This is a genomic window from Leifsonia sp. 22587 (genome assembly GCF_052044215.1).
GTDB lineage: Bacteria > Actinomycetota > Actinomycetes > Actinomycetales > Microbacteriaceae > Leifsonia > Leifsonia shinshuensis_C.
The window spans coordinates 684,829-700,818 of record NZ_JBQENB010000001.1; the positions used below are offsets into that span (position 1 = coordinate 684,829).

16 protein-coding genes and 1 tRNA gene are annotated in these 15,990 nt (G+C 71.5%); 7 read left to right on the forward strand and 10 right to left on the reverse strand.

Going from position 1 to position 15,990, the window contains the following annotated elements:
• Nucleotides 1–80: 80 nt before the first annotated feature.
• Nucleotides 81–1,382 (reverse strand): DUF4032 domain-containing protein, encoded by a 1,302-nt coding sequence (locus tag ACTJI1_RS03415; RefSeq protein ID WP_310130674.1) that lies wholly within the window; start codon nt 1,380–1,382, stop codon nt 81–83.
• A gap of 102 nt (nt 1,383–1,484) precedes the next feature.
• The gene (locus tag ACTJI1_RS03420) at nt 1,485–2,579 is read right to left on the reverse strand and encodes an ABC transporter ATP-binding protein (RefSeq protein ID WP_310134974.1); all 1,095 of its coding nucleotides are present in this window, start codon (nt 2,577–2,579) and stop codon (nt 1,485–1,487) included.
• A 311-nt stretch (nt 2,580–2,890) separates the two neighbouring features.
• On the opposite strand from ACTJI1_RS03420, the gene ACTJI1_RS03425 reads away from it, so the two are divergent.
• The 3 genes from ACTJI1_RS03425 to ACTJI1_RS03435 all read left to right on the forward strand — a co-directional run bounded on the left by ACTJI1_RS03425 (nt 2,891) and on the right by ACTJI1_RS03435 (nt 5,293).
• Complete coding sequence (locus tag ACTJI1_RS03425) at nt 2,891–3,796, forward strand: DsbA family protein (protein WP_310130672.1); 906 nt, start codon at nt 2,891–2,893, stop codon at nt 3,794–3,796.
• Between the two features lie 27 nt (nt 3,797–3,823).
• Nucleotides 3,824–3,899: transfer RNA gene (locus ACTJI1_RS03430), tRNA-Thr, on the forward strand.
• Between the two features lie 77 nt (nt 3,900–3,976).
• Complete coding sequence (locus ACTJI1_RS03435) at nt 3,977–5,293, forward strand: glycosyltransferase (protein ID WP_440741541.1); 1,317 nt, start codon at nt 3,977–3,979, stop codon at nt 5,291–5,293.
• Between the two features lie 24 nt (nt 5,294–5,317).
• Here ACTJI1_RS03435 and ACTJI1_RS03440 read toward each other — a convergent pair whose 3' ends face one another.
• The gene (locus ACTJI1_RS03440; RefSeq protein ID WP_440741542.1) at nt 5,318–5,806 is read right to left on the reverse strand and encodes a hypothetical protein; all 489 of its coding nucleotides are present in this window, start codon (nt 5,804–5,806) and stop codon (nt 5,318–5,320) included.
• A 152-nt stretch (nt 5,807–5,958) separates the two neighbouring features.
• Between ACTJI1_RS03440 and ACTJI1_RS03445 the strand changes: the two genes are divergently transcribed.
• The gene (locus ACTJI1_RS03445; RefSeq protein ID WP_440741543.1) at nt 5,959–6,555 is read left to right on the forward strand and encodes an alpha/beta hydrolase; all 597 of its coding nucleotides are present in this window, start codon (nt 5,959–5,961) and stop codon (nt 6,553–6,555) included.
• A gap of 18 nt (nt 6,556–6,573) precedes the next feature.
• Here ACTJI1_RS03445 and ACTJI1_RS03450 read toward each other — a convergent pair whose 3' ends face one another.
• From ACTJI1_RS03450 to ACTJI1_RS03460, 3 genes are read right to left on the reverse strand one after another with little or no spacing between them, the layout of a single operon-like run.
• Nucleotides 6,574–6,948, reverse strand: a complete 375-nt coding sequence (locus ACTJI1_RS03450; RefSeq protein ID WP_440741544.1) for a PLD nuclease N-terminal domain-containing protein — start codon at nt 6,946–6,948, stop codon at nt 6,574–6,576.
• Between the two features lie 23 nt (nt 6,949–6,971).
• A complete protein-coding gene (locus tag ACTJI1_RS03455) occupies nt 6,972–8,522 on the reverse strand; it encodes a carboxylesterase/lipase family protein (RefSeq protein ID WP_440741545.1) in 1,551 nt (516 codons plus the stop codon).
• Entirely contained in the window at nt 8,519–8,863 is a 345-nt protein-coding gene (locus ACTJI1_RS03460; protein WP_440741546.1) for a YciI family protein, read from the reverse strand. The genes ACTJI1_RS03455 and ACTJI1_RS03460 overlap by 4 nt, the downstream gene beginning before the upstream one ends.
• A 212-nt stretch (nt 8,864–9,075) precedes the next feature.
• Between ACTJI1_RS03460 and ACTJI1_RS03465 the strand changes: the two genes are divergently transcribed.
• The gene (locus tag ACTJI1_RS03465) at nt 9,076–10,035 is read left to right on the forward strand and encodes a siderophore-interacting protein (protein WP_440741547.1); all 960 of its coding nucleotides are present in this window, start codon (nt 9,076–9,078) and stop codon (nt 10,033–10,035) included.
• A gap of 15 nt (nt 10,036–10,050) precedes the next feature.
• On the opposite strand, the gene lepB is transcribed toward ACTJI1_RS03465, so the two are convergent.
• On the reverse strand, nt 10,051–10,785 hold the full coding sequence (lepB, locus tag ACTJI1_RS03470) for a signal peptidase I (protein WP_310130654.1): 735 nt from the start codon (nt 10,783–10,785) through the stop codon (nt 10,051–10,053).
• 214 nt (nt 10,786–10,999) lie between these two features.
• Here lepB and ACTJI1_RS03475 point away from each other — a divergent pair, with 214 nt between their 5' ends.
• Complete coding sequence (locus ACTJI1_RS03475; protein WP_440741548.1) at nt 11,000–12,364, forward strand: M23 family metallopeptidase; 1,365 nt, start codon at nt 11,000–11,002, stop codon at nt 12,362–12,364.
• 87 nt (nt 12,365–12,451) lie between these two features.
• Nucleotides 12,452–13,789, forward strand: coding sequence for a maltokinase N-terminal cap-like domain-containing protein (locus ACTJI1_RS03480; protein WP_310130649.1), 1,338 nt, complete (start codon nt 12,452–12,454; stop codon nt 13,787–13,789).
• Between the two features lie 125 nt (nt 13,790–13,914).
• Here ACTJI1_RS03480 and ACTJI1_RS03485 read toward each other — a convergent pair whose 3' ends face one another.
• From ACTJI1_RS03485 to ACTJI1_RS03495, 3 genes are all read right to left on the reverse strand, one after another.
• Nucleotides 13,915–14,685 carry an enoyl-CoA hydratase/isomerase family protein gene (locus tag ACTJI1_RS03485; protein WP_440741549.1) on the reverse strand — a complete coding sequence of 257 codons (771 nt, stop codon included), beginning with the start codon at nt 14,683–14,685 and terminating at the stop codon, nt 13,915–13,917.
• A gap of 13 nt (nt 14,686–14,698) precedes the next feature.
• Nucleotides 14,699–15,787 carry a 1,2-phenylacetyl-CoA epoxidase subunit PaaE gene (paaE, locus tag ACTJI1_RS03490; RefSeq protein ID WP_440741550.1) on the reverse strand — a complete coding sequence of 363 codons (1,089 nt, stop codon included), beginning with the start codon at nt 15,785–15,787 and terminating at the stop codon, nt 14,699–14,701.
• 10 nt (nt 15,788–15,797) lie between these two features.
• On the reverse strand, nt 15,798–15,990 hold a 193-nt coding region (locus tag ACTJI1_RS03495), incomplete at its 5' end, for a PaaD-like zinc ribbon domain-containing protein (protein ID WP_440741551.1).

The window sequence follows — 15,990 nt, forward strand, 5'->3', positions numbered from 1 at the left end:
GCCGTCTGCTGCCGTCCGGAACGACTGCGCCTGCGTGAGCGGGCGCAGTCGTACCGGGACGCCGCAGTCGCGGCCCCGCCTCAGACCTTGGAGCGCCAGTCGTCCTCGTCCTCGTCGGCGGACGCGGTGCCGTCGCCGAGCACGGGGATGCTGATCGTCTCCGTCGGCGGCGCGATCACGGTCGCCTCGTCGCGGCGGTGACGCAGGATGTCGTTGATGTACGAGGTGAGGGCCTCGGCCAGCGGCACATCCCGGCCCTCCTTCTGCGACATGAACCAGCGGTGCTCCAGCAGCTGGTGGAACACCTCGGCCGGCTCGAGCTTGCCCTTGAGGTCGGCGGGGATGGAGCGGATGACCGGCTCGAACACGCGCATGAGCCACTCGTGCGCCATCGCCTCCTCGTCCAGTCCCTCCTTGCCCAGCGTGGCGGCGTAGGAGTCGAGGTCGTTGAGCAGGCGGCGCGCCTGGTTCTCGCCGGTGTCCAGGCCCGTCAGCCGCAGCAGGCGGCGCTGGTGGTGACCCGCATCCACGACCTTCGGCTGGATGCGCACCTTGGTGCCCTCCTCCGAGGTCTTGATGGCCAGCTCCTCGATGTCGAAGCCGAGCTCGTTGAGACGCTCGACGCGCTCGCTGATGCGCCAGCGCTCCGATGACGAGAACGACTCGCTGCCCGTCAGCTCCTTCCAGAGCGACCGGTAGGCGGCGACGATGCCGTCGGAGAGGCTGATCGGGTCGAGCTCCTCGTCGACGCGACCGCCGGCCTCCAGGTCCATCAGCTCGCCGGCGATGTTCACGCGGGCGATCTCGAGGTCGTTCTCGCGCTGGCCGTTCGAGAGGCCGCCCTCGTAGAGCTGGCCGGTCTCCGCATCCACCAGGTACGCGGCGAACGCGCCCGCATCCCGTCGGAACAGGGTGTTCGACAGCGACACGTCCCCCCAGAAGAACCCGACGATGTGGAGGCGCACCAGCAGCACGGCGAGGGCGTCCACCAGGCGCGTGGCGGTGTCGGGCCGGAGCGTCTGCGAGAACAGCGCGCGGTAGGGGAGGGAGAACTTGAGGTGCCGGGTCACCAGCGCGGCGTTCAGCGGGGTGCCGTCGTCGGAGGTGCGGTTCTTGATGACGGCGACCGGGTCGACGCACGGCACGTCGAGGCGCTGCAGCGTGCGCAGCATGTCGTACTCGCGCTGCGCCATCTCCGCCGTCGTCTCCTTGATGGCGATGACGTAGCCCGACAGGTTCGCGAACCGCACCAGGTGGCGGCTGATGCCCTTGGGCAGCAGAGCGATGTGCTGGTTCGACCAGTCCTCCAGCGGGATGTTCCAGGGAAGGTCGAGCAGCGCGGGGTCGACGGTCGCCGCGGTGATGTTGACGGATCCGGCCACGATGGTCCTCCGGTCGGTTCAGTGGATGCGCGCACCCGTGGAAAGCACTCTGCCGCAGCCCGGCTCCGGACTGCGGCAGAGTGAGGAATCGCTCCTGGAACTTTAGTCGACGACCGCGCCGCCCAGGCGCTCGCCCGTCTCCGCGTGGAAGACGTGGACGTGGCCCGGCTTCGGCGTGATGTAGACCGTGTCGCCCGCGTTCGGGTGGATACGGCCATCGACGCGACCGACGATGTCGGTGCGCTTGCCCTCGACCTCGGAGTGACCGTACAGGTAGCCGTCGGCGCCGAGCTCCTCGACGAGGTCGACCGTGACCTTGAGGCCGGTGCCCTCGGTGTTGGACACGACGACGTCCTCCGGACGGACACCGATGGTGACCGCCGAACCGGCGCTGGCGATGGTGTCGCGCTCGACCGGGACGACCGCGGAACCGAACTTCACGCCGCCGTCGGTGACGTCAGCGGTGAAGAGGTTCATGGCCGGGCTTCCGATGAAGCCGGCGACGAACACGTTGTTCGGCTGCGCGTACAGGTCGCGCGGGGTGCCGACCTGCTGCAGCACGCCGTCCTTGAGCACCGCGATGCGGTCGCCCATGGTCAGCGCCTCGGTCTGGTCGTGGGTGACGTAGACCGTGGTGACGCCGAGGCGGCGGGTCAGCGAGGCGATCTGCGTGCGGGTCTGCACGCGGAGCTTGGCGTCGAGGTTCGACAGCGGCTCGTCCATGAGGAACACCTGGGGCGACCGCACGATCGCGCGGCCCATGGCGACGCGCTGACGCTGACCACCGGAGAGCGCCTTCGGCTTGCGGCCGAGGTACGGCTCGAGGTCGAGCAGCTTGGCGGCCTCGAGGACGCGCTGGGCGCGCTCCTCCTTGCCGACACCGGCGATCTTGAGCGCGAAGCCCATGTTCTCGGCGACGGTCATGTGGGGGTACAGCGCGTAGTTCTGGAACACCATCGCGATGTCGCGGTCCTTCGGCGGAACATCGGTGACGTTGCGCTCACCGATGAAGATGTTGCCGTCGTTGACCTCTTCGAGGCCCGCGAGCATGCGGAGCGAGGTGGACTTGCCGCAGCCCGAGGGGCCGACGAGGACGAGGAACTCGCCGTCGGCGATCTCCAGGTCGAGCGCGTCCACGGCGGGACGGGTGGAACCCGGGTAGAGCCGGGTCGCCTTGTCATAGGTGACTGTCGCCATCTTCTTCTTGTCTCCTTCACCGGCAGGTACGTGCCGGACGATCCGTTGTGAATGGATGAACGTGGCGTAGACGTCCGATGGCGTCTCTGCCACGTGGCCATAATATGGCATCGGCGGACATGCTCTCGACCGGACCCCCAGCCGGACGCCCGCGCGGCCGCCGCTGATCCGCCGAACGCGCGTCCAGCCACCGTCTGGTCGATTCCCAGACTGCCGGTTTACGCTGTCCCGGTTGTGTGCGCCGGATGCGCGCCCCGCCCCACCGCGTCCCCCGCGCGGCCCGTCCGACCCGAGAGCAGTTTCCGGAAGACATGAGCCCTGACACCCAGCCCGACGACAGCCGCCCCGGCGACGTCCGCGCGGCCGCCCGTGAGAAAGCACGGCAGCTCCGCACGTCCCACCAGAAGAAGGAGCGCCGCAGACGCGCCCTCCTCGGCGGCGGCATCACCGTCGCGGTGCTCGCGGTTCTCGCGATCGTCGCCGTGGTGATCGTCAGCGCGATCCGTCCGACCGTCCCCGGCCCGAAGAACATGGCGAGCGACGGCGTGGTCGTCGGTTCCGGCCTCAAGGTGAAGACCACGATGGCGCTCGCCCCGGATGCGAAGCCCGTCGCCAGCACGCCGGACCCGAAGGCCAGCACGGTCGACATCCGCATCTACGCGGACTACCTCTGCAAGCTGTGCGGCGACTTCCAGCGCACCAACCTCAAGCAGCTCGAGCCGCTGGTGAAGAACGGCGCGGTCACCGTCGAGATGCACCCGGTGGCGATCTACACCAGCCACTCGGCGGGCACGAAGTACTCGCTCCGCGCGGCAAACGCCGCGGCCTGCGTCGCGAACTACGACCCCAACGCGTTCTGGAAGTTCAACGCCTCCCTGTTCGACAAGCAGCCCGCCGAGGGTGGTCCGGGACTGAGCGACCAGGTGCTGAAGAAGCGCGCCGAGGCGGCAGGTGCTGCGCACACCGGCGACATCGACTCGTGCATCGACGACGGCCGCTTCAAGAGCTGGGTGACGACCGCGAGCGACCGCGCCCTGAGCGGCCCCATCCCCAACTCCGACGTCAACAAGATGACGAACGCCCTCCTGGTGCTGGTCAACGGCAAGCCGTACACCGGCTCGCTCACCAGCGCGGACGACTTCAAGGCGTTCATCCTCCAGGCGCAGGGCGACGAGTACACGTCGACCGCGACGCCGACCCCGACGCCGACCCCCTAGGATGTTGGGCGGGCGGGAGACCGCCGTGCCGGCTTAGCTCAGTTGGTAGAGCACTCGCCTTGTAAGCGAGCGGTCGCGGGTTCGAGTCCCGCAGCCGGCTCCACAGCGTCACGCCCGGCAGCAAAGCGCCGGATGACGGGTCTCTTCTAGAGAACGCCGTCTCCGACCGAAAGGCCGCCCGTGACCATCGCCATCATCAACTCGATCGCCGGTGTGGTGGTCTCCCTGTCGCTCGCCTACTTCCTGGTGTCGATGCTCGCCGGGCTCCACGAGAACCGGAAGCTGGGCGCCAAGCTCGGCGCGCAGGGCGACACCACGTACCTCGACCCGTTCATCGACGACCCGGAGACGTTCGACGTCTACGTGATGATCCCCTGCCTCAACGAGGAGGCCGTCATCGGCCCGACCGTGGCGGCGCTCCGGGGAGGCCGCCGGGTCACCACCATCGTGATCGACGACGCCTCGGACGACGCGACCTCCGAGATCGCTCGCCGCGAAGGCGGCGACTCGACCATCGTGCTGCGCCGTAAACTGCCCCACGCCCGGCAGGGCAAGGGCGAGGCGCTCAACGACGCCTACCGTCTGGTCCGCGAGCTGGTGGAGGAGCGCGGGCAGGACCCGGCTCGCGTCATCGTCCTGGTGATGGACGCCGACGGCCGTCTGTCGGACGGTGCCTTCAGCCACGTCCTGCCGCTGTTCGAGGACGAGACGGTCGGAGGCGTGCAGCTGGCCGTCCGCATCCGGAACCGCGGTCGCAACTTCCTGACCCGGTTCCAGGACTTCCAGTTCTGGTCGATGTCGGCCGTCACCCAGTTCGGGCGCCGGAAGACCGGGACGGTGTCGCTCGGCGGCAACGGTCAGTTCACGCGGATGTCCGCGCTCGAAGGCCTCGACGCGCTTCCCTGGTCGTCCTCACTGACCGAGGACCTGGACCTCGCGATCAGCCTGTCGAACAACGGTTGGGAGCTCACGACGACGCCGTACGCGTCGGTGGACCAGCAGGCCGTCGAGAGCCTGAAGCGGCTCATCGTGCAGCGCCGCCGGTGGTACCAGGGGCACATGATGGCCGCGAAGCGCCTGCCCGGCATCTGGTCGAACCCCAAGCTCAGCGCGCCCAAGGTGCTGGAGCTGTCCGGCTACCTGATCGTTCCGTGGCTGTTCGACCTGCCGTGGTCCCTCCTCTCCCACTGGACCCTGTTCATGTTCATCTCGCGCATGGACTCGTCGTTCGCTTTCGTGAGCGGGCCGCTCTCCCTGATCCTCGGGGTGCTCGCGTGGTACCTGCTCACCTTCGCGCCCGCGCTCTTCACCTCGGTGGTCTACCTGCGGCGCGACAGCGAGGTCGGGTTCTGGCGCGCCTACCTCATGGGCCACTCGTTCGTGGTGATGAACTACCTCTCCTACATCTGCGCCTGGGGCGCGCTCATCCGGATCTTCCAGAAGAAGACCGGATGGGACAAGACGGTGCGGACGGTCGAGGTCGCTGCCGTCGCCTGATCGGCGCCTCCGGACGGTGCGGCCTCAGCAGTACCGGCTGGCCGTGGTGCCGGCATCCGCCTGCTGCGCGCTCGAGGGGACGCGCAGCAGGCGGTCGAGTGCGGCCTCCGGCGCGATCCGGTTGTTGATCGCCTCGTCCCAGATGCGTTCGTAGGCGGCGGGGCTGATCGGGAGGGATCGGGCGCGGCGCGTGGACGTGCCCCGGCCGGGGCGCGGCAGCCGCAAAAGCCGCTCGCGGATCAGGAACGGGAGATTGTCCTCCGGCGCGATCCCGCGGCGGCCGTCCCGGAGCGAGACCACGAGCTCGCCCGTCGTCGTGGCATGACGCACCAGCGCGATCGTGAGGCCCGTGAGGCGGGCGAACTCGTCGACGGCGAGCAGCTCCGGGAGCTTGCTCACGTACTCGTCGGCGACGGCGAGCCTGAGGCGCAGCCATGAATCGGTCCGTGTGTGCGGGCTCTCCTGACGCCGCCCCGGCGAGGGCTCGATGCGTGGTGCAGTACGTTTCGGCATGGTCGTCTCCCCATCTCGGCTGTTCCGCGAAGCGGTTCCACACACGATGACGAGGGACCTCGGGCGCGCGTGACGCGACGTGGAGGCTACTGTCAGCAGCGTCCCACCGCGTCGGGGTGGACGCGGGCGGCCGGCGGGGGATGAATGGAGGGATGCCGACCTCGTCCACCGCCCCCGTCCTGCTGTTCCTGCACGGCCGCTACGGCATCCGGGAGGATCTCGCCTGGATCGCGGAGCGCACGCCCGCGCCGTGGCGGACCGAGCTGCTGCAGGCGCCGCTGCCGCTGGGAGACCGGTTCGAGTGGTTCCACGTCGCCGACGACGGAGAACGCGGGGCGCTCTCGAGCAACGTCGCGCCGGCGGCGGACCGGCTGCTGGCCTGGGTCGACGAGCGGTTCGGGGACGCGCCCGTGGCGGCGGTCGGGTGGTCGCAGGGCGGCGCGACGGCGCTTCAGATGCTGCGGCGCGCACCCGGGCGGCTCTCGTTCGTGGTGACGCTGGGCGGCTTCACGACGGACGACGAGGAGCGCGGGGATGCGGAGCTCGCCTCCAGCCGTCCGCCGGTGTTCTGGGGGCACGGCGCCCGCGACGACGTGATCAGCACGCACGACATCATCCGGATGCGCGAGTTCCTGCCCGGGCACTCGACGCTGGAGGAGCACGTCTACCCGGCGGCCGGCCACGAGATCACGCCGGGGATGGCGCACGACGCGATCCGCTTCGTGACGCAGCACACGCCGGAGGGATAGCGCCGCAGCGGCGACCCGTCAGGCCGGTTCGCCCGCGTCGTCGCGGCGGCGCAGCTCCTCTTCGAGGCGCCGGATGCGCTGATCGCGGTCGGCGGCCTCGATCTCGCGCTCCAGGGCGGCGAGCTGCGCCTCCGTGCTGTCGGGCCGGAGGGCCGGGTCGGTTCGGTGCCGCTCGTCCACCGACGGCATGCGCAGCGTGCGGCGGGGCGCAGGGGCGCTTTCGTACTCGCGGCCGACCGCGAACCAGAGGATGCCGCCCACCAGCGGGAGCAGGATCACGATGAACACCCAGGCGAGCTTCGGCAGGTGCTTCACCTGGTCGTCGCGGCGCAGGATGATGTCGACCAGCGCGAACACGAACAGTGCGAACACGATCAGCGGCAGCAGCACCATACCGGTCAGTCTAGGGGGAGCGTTCAGCGGAAGGACAGGATCTGCTCGCCCCAGCCCGCGCGCAGGGCTCCGTCCAGATCGGGGACCACGCGCTCTTCGGAATCGATGAGCAGGGTGGCGCGCTGCTCCGCGTCGTAGGGCGGCCATCCCTCGCCCGGGGCGCCGCCGTGCGCGAAGGAGGCCCACCGGGCCCGCATCCGCCGGGAGACCTCGTCGGCGCTGCGGCGTCCGCCGAGCCAGAACGACGGATCGCGGGGGAGGCCGCCGAACTCTCCCCAGACGTACGGGAGGTCCGTGGCGTGCGCGGCGCCGATGCCGCTCAGCCGCAGCAGCGGCGGCGCGAAGTCGAAGCGATAGAGGAACGTCGGGGCCACCTCCGCGTGGCCGGCCGCGGCCCACACGGCGGGCATCCGGAAGGCGATGTCGGTGGCGATGCGGACGTTCCGGGAGAGCGGCGCCCGACGGTACGCGGCGAGCACGCGGTCGGGCGGTGGGAGCCGCGCCGCATCCGGTCCATCGGCGCGCTGTTCCTCCTGCATGGCCTGGAACATGCGCTGAAGGGCCGCGCGCCGGATCGGGAGCAGCGGCGAACGCATCAGCCGGAACAGCGTCGCCTCGTCGCGGTTCGTGCCGATCACGAGCGGGACGCGCATCCCGCGGCCCTCGCTGAGGACCCGGAGTGGCGCCTCCGGCAGCACGTCGTCGCCGACCACGGGCGCGAAGGCGAGCATGCCGGGATGCTCGCGCGGGATGTCCGCGTAGACCGCGGCCCCCGCATCCACGATCCGCTCGACGGGCACGTGCTCCAGGGCGTCCGCGTCGTCCGGACGGACGCCCAGCCGCTCGAGGAACGCTCGCGCGACGACCTCCGAGCGCTCCGGACCGTACATGGAGCCGGCGGGCGGGCTCTGCGCGATGGCGCGGTGGAAGAGGCCGTGCGCGAGCGGCGAGGCGAGCAGGGCGGTGACGAGACCAGCGCCGGCGCTCTGCCCGAACACGGTGACCCGAGCGGGGTCGCCGCCGAACGCCGCGATGTTGTCACGGACCCAGCGCAGCGCCAGCAGTACGTCGCGCAGGGCCACGTTGCTCTCGGCGCCGGGGACGCCCGCGGCGCCGAGGTCGAGGAACCCCAGCGCTCCCAGGCGGTAGTTGAGCGTCACGACCACGACGTCGCCGGAGGTCACCAGCTCGTCCCCGTGGTAGACCAGCTGGCTGGAGGAGCCCAGGGCGTAGGCGCCGCCGTGCAGCCACACCATGACCGGGCGCGGCCGCCCTGGCGGCGGATCGGCGCTCGGACGGACCACGTTGAGGAACAGGCAGTCCTCGTCCAGCCGGGCGCCGCCCGGTTCACCCGGCGCGAGCGGGACCGACGGATTCGGGCGCTGGGGAGCGGCCGGGCCGAAGCGCACGGCATCGGCGACGCCATCCCACGGTCGCGCGGGCACGGGGGCGCGCCAGCGCATCCGTCCGGTCGGCGGCTCGGCGTAGCGGATGCCGCGCCACGTGCTGACGCGGCCGTCGTCACGCCCGCGGACCGCGCCCGCGGACGTGACGACGACCGGCCGCTCGCTCACGCCCCGGCGACCTCGTCCCACTCCATGAACGGACGCAGCTCCAGCTGGCCGTTGCGGGCCATCGGGTGCCGGGAGGCGATCTCGATCGCCTCGTCCAGGTCGGCGACGTCAAGGATGTCGAACCCGCAGATCCACTCCTTGGTCTCCGCGAACGGGCCGTCGGTGACGTACCGCTTGCCGTCGCGCACGCGGACCACGCGCGACTCGGCGGGCGCCTGCAGCACCTCGCCGATCACACGCTTGCCGCTCGCGTCCAGCTCGTCCACCCAGCCGTCGACGTCCGACTCGTCCCGCTCGGTGTCGGGCGAGCTGTCGGTGATCACGAACATCATGTACTTCATCGTTGTGTCCTCTCGAGAGCGAATGCTTCACCGGGGCGTCGAACGGGTGGACCGTCGATCGACATTCTGGCCCGGGGAGCCGGGATCCGGCAGAGTCGGGCGCTCTCCTCTCAGGGGATCACAGGCCACTCAGGGGATCACCAGGGGAGCGGCGAGCTGGTTAGTGTAGCCTTACCTTAGTTCCGCTCCGCCGCCCGTCCACCGGAGACACCGTGACCATCCTCGCCCCGACCCGCACCGAGCGTCCACGCCCGGCGTACCGGCCGTACCGTGCCCGGGTCGCAGCGATCAGCCGGCTGAGCCCGCACTTCACGCGGGTCCGCTTCGAGTGCGGCGACTTCGAGCACTTCGGCACCGAATGCCTGGACCAGCGGATCAAGCTCCTCTTCCCGCTGGCGGACGGCAGCTTCGCCGACCTCGGCGTGGACGACGAGGAGGCGCACTTCGCGGGCGACTGGTACGAGCGCTGGCGCGGACTCCCCGAGCATCGGCGCAATCCGTTCCGCACCTACACGGTCCGTGCCATCGACACCGACGCATGCTGCCTCGACATCGACTTCGTCGTGCACGGCGACGGCGGACCGGCCGCCCGGTGGCTGCTCGGCGCGCGACCCAACGACGAGCTGGTGGTGATCGGCCCGGATGCGCGCAGCCCGCATCGCGGCGTCGGCATCGACTGGCGTCCGGGGTCCGCCCGCGAGCTCCTGCTCGCAGGGGACGAGACGGCGGCGCCTGCCATCGCGTCCATCCTCGAAACCCTCCCCGCGGGTCGTCGCGCCCGGGCGTTCATCGAGGTGCCGTCGGCGGAGGACGCACTCTCGCTGCGCCTCCCGCCGCACGTCGAGGCGACGTGGCTGCCGCGCGGCTCCGCCGTGACCGGCGCCGCTCTGGTGCCGGCCGTGCAGCGCTGGCTGGCCGAGCATCCCCGGGTCGTCGCTGCGGCCGCCGCCGGCCGGGCGCAGAGCCTGGACGATGTGGATGTCGACCGCGACATCCTCTGGGAGAGCCCGCTCGACGAGGCCGACGCCACGCACGCCGGGTTCTACGCGTGGATCGCGGGCGAATCGGCCGCGGTCAAGACGCTGCGCCGGATGCTCGTGCGCGACCACGGGATCGACCGGTCGCGCGTCGCGTTCATGGGGTACTGGCGGCTCGGCCGCTCGGAGAACTGAGCGTAACCGGCCTGGTTACTGGTCTTCGCGCTCGACGCCGCGGAACGTGTCCGGGTAGTCGTCGAGCCACGACCAGTGACTCACGGGCCAGCTGATTACGAACGCCTTGCCCACGACATCCGACAGGGGCACGAAGCCCTTGCCCGGGTCGTCCATGTGGTACCGCGAGTCGGCCGAGTTGTAGCGGTTGTCGCCCATGACCCAGACGGTGTCCTTCGGGACGGTGACGTCGAACGACTTTTCCGAGACGGCCTGCACGCCGGCGGGGAGGAGCACGTACGGCTCCTTCAGGGGGACGCCGTTGACGCTCATCTGTCCAAGTGCGTTGCAGCAGCTCACGTGGTCGCCGGGAAGGCCGATGAGCCGCTTCACCAGATGCTGGTCGGAGTCGGACGCGCCGAGGCCGACGAAATCGAGGACAGCACCGATGCCCTGCTGCACCGCGTTGCCGGTCTGCGGCGGCGCGGGCGGGAGCCAGCCGCCCGGATCCTTGAACACGACGACGTCGCCGCGCTGCAGGCCGAACACCTTCGGCTGCAGCTCGTTGACGATGATCCGGTCGTTGATCTGGAGGGTGTTCTCCATCGATCCTGAGGGGATGTAGAAGGAGCGGGCGACGAACGTCTTGATCAGGAACGACACCAGCACGGCGACGACGAAGATGACCACCACATCCCGCAGCAGGGTCTTCCAGCTGGACGTACGTCGCGCGGAGCGGCGCGGGCGCGCGGTGGCAGTACTGTCGGTCACAACCCCCCACCGTAACGTGCCGATGCTGTGAGCCGCATCACACCCTGTTCGGGTGGCTTGTCCCCGCCCGGAGGGAGTGAGAACATCTCACTACGGGCTTGCGGCACGTGCCGCCGGCCCGTTCCCACTCATGCGGCGAACGTTCGAACGGCACGGAACGGCGACGCGGTTCCGGGGGCCGCGCCTCCTTCACGCATGCGCGGTTCTCGCGCTCGTGGCGGGCGGCATCCTGGCGGTCCCGCAGGCGGCGGCCGCCGACGAATGCGGGGCGGGATGCGTCCCCGCGCCGACGGAGACCGCGGCGCCCACGCCGGACCCCGGGACGGGCGAAGGCACGGACCAGGGGAGCGACCCGGGCGACGGTCAGGATGCGACCGGCACGCCCACCCCCACGCCCGACCCGAGCGGCACGCCGACTCCCACGCCGACGCCGACGCCGGACCCGACGGAAACGCCCACGCCGACTCCCACTCCGACCCCCGACCCCACCGGCACGCCGACGCCCGCCCCGACTCCCGCGCCCGCCCCGGACCCGGCCCCCGCCCCTCCGCCGACCGACGACATCCAGCTCGAGGCCCCCGACCTGCCGCAGTTCGACAGCGTCGACCCGGTGGAGCTCGCGCAGACGGCGCAGCTCGCCAGCGACCTCGCCGCGGCGCAGCAGCAGCTCGCCGACGCGACCGAGCAGTCCGAGAGCGCGCAACGGGAGCACGACCAGGCGCAGGCGGTCGCGGACGCCGTGCAGAAGCGGGCCGACGCGGCGGCCAAGCAGGCGAAGTCGGCGGCCGCGTTCGCCACGGCGCTGATCCGCTCCTCCGGCACGCACCTGCTCACCCAGGACCCGCTCAGCGCCGCGCTGCACGGTCGGGGCGACCTGCTGACCAAGCTCGGCGCCGCCGACCGGCTGGCGAAGCTGTCCGCCGACCGGGATGCGGCCATCCGCGCCGCAGCCAGCGCCAAGAAGGCCGCGCAGAAGCTGACGCAGCAGGCGCAGGGCGCCGCGGACGCCGTCGCCGCGGTCGACGTCGACTCGCCGCAGCAGGCGGTCGCCGAGGCGCAGTCCCAGGTGGATGCGGCATCCGCGGCGCTCGCCGCGGCGCCCACCGTCCTCCAGGCCGGCTCCGACTGGCAGGTGCTCACCTCCGACCCGGCCCTCGTCGCGAGCGGCTGGGCGCTGCCGGTGCACGGCGGCCTGACCGACGTGTTCGGGCCCCGGCCGTCGCGTCCCCTCGGCACGGCGCTGTTCCACCCCGGTGACGACATCGGCGCCTCCTGCGGCACCACCATCTACGCCGCGGCGGCCGGCACCGTCGAGCGGGCGGGGCCGTTCAGCGGGTACGGCAACTACATCCTGATCGACCACGGCGGCGGGGTCGAGACGGCGTACGGCCACATCCGCGACGGCGGGATCGGGGTCACCGTGGGCGAGCACGTCGCGGCTGGCCAGCCGATCGCGCAGGTCGGCTCGACCGGTCTCTCCACAGGCTGCCACCTGCACTTCGAGGTGCACGTCAACGGGCTGCAGATCGACCCGCAGCCGTTCATGGCGGCGCGCGGCGTGGTGCTCGGAACCCGCTGAGCCGCGCGGAAGCGCGACCGTCGCCCGTTCCTCCCGATCGCCTGACCGCCCCGCGCGAAAACGCCGGTCCGGGCGTACGGTTCAGGCATGACCGAACTCACCGAGCTGGTCGGATCGTGGATGCGGCGCCAGCGCTGGTACTCGACCAAGAACGTCGAGCCGCGCCTGCGCCTGCTCGCCTCGTTCGACGCCGAACCCGCGGCCGGCGACGTCCGCATCGTCACCCACTTCTTCGCCGACGACGCCCCGCGGACGCCGCGGGTGTACCAGGTGCCCGTCGTCGCCCGCACCGAGCGCGACGGCGACGAGGCGGCGCTGATCGGCGAGGCCGGAGGCCGGTTCCTGTACGACGGACCCACCGAGGAGGCGTACGTCACCGCGCTCGTCCAGCTGATGACGGGGGAGGAGCGGGCGGAGGGTCGCGACGCGCACGCGCAGGGCCACACGCTCGGCGAGCGGATCGCCCTGCGCTCGTCGCGGAGGCTCACCGGTGAGCAGTCCAACACGTCCATCGTCGGCGAGCTCGCGGATGGCCGGCGGGCGCTCATCAAGGTGTTCCGGGTCGTCCAGGACGGCGAGAACCCTGATGTCTCGACGCTCGCCGCACTCACCGCCGGCGGCTCGCGGCGGACCCCGTCGCTCCTCGGCTGGCTGACCGGCCGGTGGCCCACCGCGGACGGCCGCACGGCATCCGGTGAACTGGCGCTCATGCAGGACTTCGTCCCAGGCGCCGAAGACGGCTGGGAGCTCGCGGTCAGCGCGGCGGAGCGCGGCGAAGACTTCACCGAGCGGGCGTACCAGCTGGGCGGGGGAACCGCCGAGCTGCATCGCCTGATGGCGCAGGTGCTGCCGACGACGCGGGCGACGACCGAGGATGTGGCACGCGCGCTCGACGGGATGTTCCGGCGACTGACGGTCACCACGACCGAGGTTCCGGAGGTGGAGGAGCTGCGGGCCGGGATCGCGGCCGTGTACGAGGATGCCGCGGCGGCTCCGCTGCCGACGCTGCAGCGCATCCACGGCGACCTGCACCTCGGGCAGGTGCTGTACTCGCTGGAGCGCGGCTGGCAGTTCATCGACTTCGAGGGCGAACCGCTGCGTCCGCTCGCGGAGCGCGCGCTTCCGGACGCGACCATGCGCGACGTCGCGGGGATGCTGCGGTCGTTCGACTACGTCGCCGGGTCGCTGGCCCGCCGCGACACCCCGATCGACGCCGCCGGCTGGGCGGGCGACGCCCGGCAGTCGTACCTCGACGGCTACGCCTCGGTCGCGGGCGGCGAGGTGGAGGAGTTCCGCCTGCTGCTCGACGCGTTCGAACTCGACAAGGCGGTGTACGAGATCGCGTACGAGGCGCGGCACCGGCCCGCGTGGATCCCGATCCCGCTCTCCGCGGTGCAGCGCCTGCTCGCGAGCCGCGTGTCCTGACCGCTCCGCGCGTCCGTCGCCTGCGTCGAACCGTGAGTAGATGCTCCAATCGGCGACGAATTGCCGCAAGATGTCACGACTCGACGGAGCGGCGCACGCGGCGGGAGCGCGCGGGCGCGCGCCGCTCAGCGGCCGGTGAAGCGGGGGGTGCGCTTCTCCTGGAAGGCGCGGAAGCCCTCGCGGTAGTCCGTGGTGTCGCGCAGCTGCGCCTGCGCTGCGTTCTCGGCGGCGATCGAACCCCAGAAGTCGAGGGGTCCGTCGCGCAGCCCGGCGACGATGCGCTTGCTCGCCAGGAACGCCTCGGTCGCGCCGCCCGCGGCTGCCGCGGCCGCGGCATCCACCGCGTCCGGTAGTTCGGCGGCCGGGAGCGCGCGCGAGAACAGCCCGCCCGCGACGGCCTCGGCGCCCGAGATCAGGCGGCCGCTCACGATCAGGTCCATGGCGCGGTGCGGGCCCAGGCGCGACACGAGCAGCCAGTGCCCGCCGGAGTCGAGGGCCGCGCCGAGCGCGGCGAACGGCGAGCCCACCTTCGCGTCCTGGGCGACGTAGACGATGTCGGTTGCGACCAGCAGCCCGAGGCCGACGCCGAGGCAGGCGCCGTGAGCCGCGGCGAACGTGGGCGCGGGGAAGGCGGCGATGCGCCGCAGCAGCGGGGTCACTTGTCCGTCGAGGTAGCCGCTGACGTCGTCCGTCGCCGGGTCGACGCCCGCGATGTCGCGTCCGGCGCAGAAGGCGCGCCCTTCGCCGCGCAGCACAAGGGCGCGCACGCCGGCGGCCTCCGCCTCGGCGTAGGCGGCGTCGAGCGCGCGCAGGTCGTCGGGGCCGAGCGCGTTCAGCCGCTCCGGGGCGTTCAAGGTCACCCGGGCGACGCCGTCGGCGATGTCGAGTTCGATCACGGGGCTCCTCGGTTCAGACGTCGTAGTCGACGACGACGCGGTCGGTGAGGGGATGCGACTGGCAGGTGAGCACGTAGCCGCGCTCGAGCTCCTCCGGCTCCAGGGCGTAGTTCTCCGTCATCCGCACGTCGCCCGAGATCAGCCGCGCCCGGCAGGTGCCGCAGACGCCGCCGGTGCAGGCGAACGGCACGTCCGGGCGCACGCGCAGCGCGGCGTTCAGCACGGACTCGTTGGCGTCGATCGGCGTGGTGACCGTCGAGCTCAAGCCGTCGAGTGTGAACTCGATGTCGGCCGTCCGCTCGCCCTCGTGCACGACCACCGGACGCCCGCTGTCGCCGCGGACCTCGCCCGGCTCGCCCGTCGTGAACAGCTCGAAGTGGATGCGCTCCCGCGGCACCCCGTAGCTCTCCAGCACGTCCCGGCACAGCTGCACCAGCTCGAACGGCCCGCAGAGGAACCACTCGTCGACCGTGTCGGGAGGGAGCAGCGCGTCGAGCATCCTGCGCAGCCGGTCCTCGTCGATCCGGCCCGACAGCAGCGGCGCCGACCGCTGCTCGCGCGACAGCACGTGGTGGAGCGCCAGGCGAGACGGGTAGCGGTCCTTCAGGTCGGCGAGCTCCTCCAGGAACATGACGTCGATCGCCGTCCGGTTCGTGTAGACCAGCGTGAACCGGGATGTGTCGGAGCCGGCGAGGATGCTGCCCGCGAGGGCCATCAGCGGCGTGATTCCGGAGCCGGCCGCGATGCCAACGATGTGCTTGTGCGCCGCGGCCGCCGCATCCACCGTGAACGTGCCCTGGGGGCTCATGACGTCGATCGTGTCGCCGGGACGCAGCTCGCTCGTCGCCCAGGTCGAGAACGCGCCGCCCAGGTCGCGCTTGATCGCGACGCTGATCCGGCCGGGCGACGGCGGACGGCAGAGCGAGTAGCTGCGGCGCAGCTCCCGGCCGTCGACGTGCGCGCGCAGGGCGACATGCTGGCCGGGCAGGTAGTCGTACTCGCCGTGCAGGTCCTCGGGCACGGCGAACGTGACCTCGACGCTGGCGGCGGTGAGCGGGCGCACCTCGGCGACCGCGAGCGAGTGGAAACGGGCCCGCGCCATCAGCCGGCCCTCACAGCGCCTTGAAGTGGTCGAACGGCTCGCTGCAGGCGTTGCAGACGTACAGCGCCTTGCAGGAGGTAGAGCCGAAGTGCGCCACCTCGCGGGTGTCGAGCGAGCCGCAGTGCGGGCACTTGACCGACATACGGACGCGGACCGGGCCCGTCGCGGAGGGCGGGGCGATGCCGTAGTCCTTCAGGGCGGCG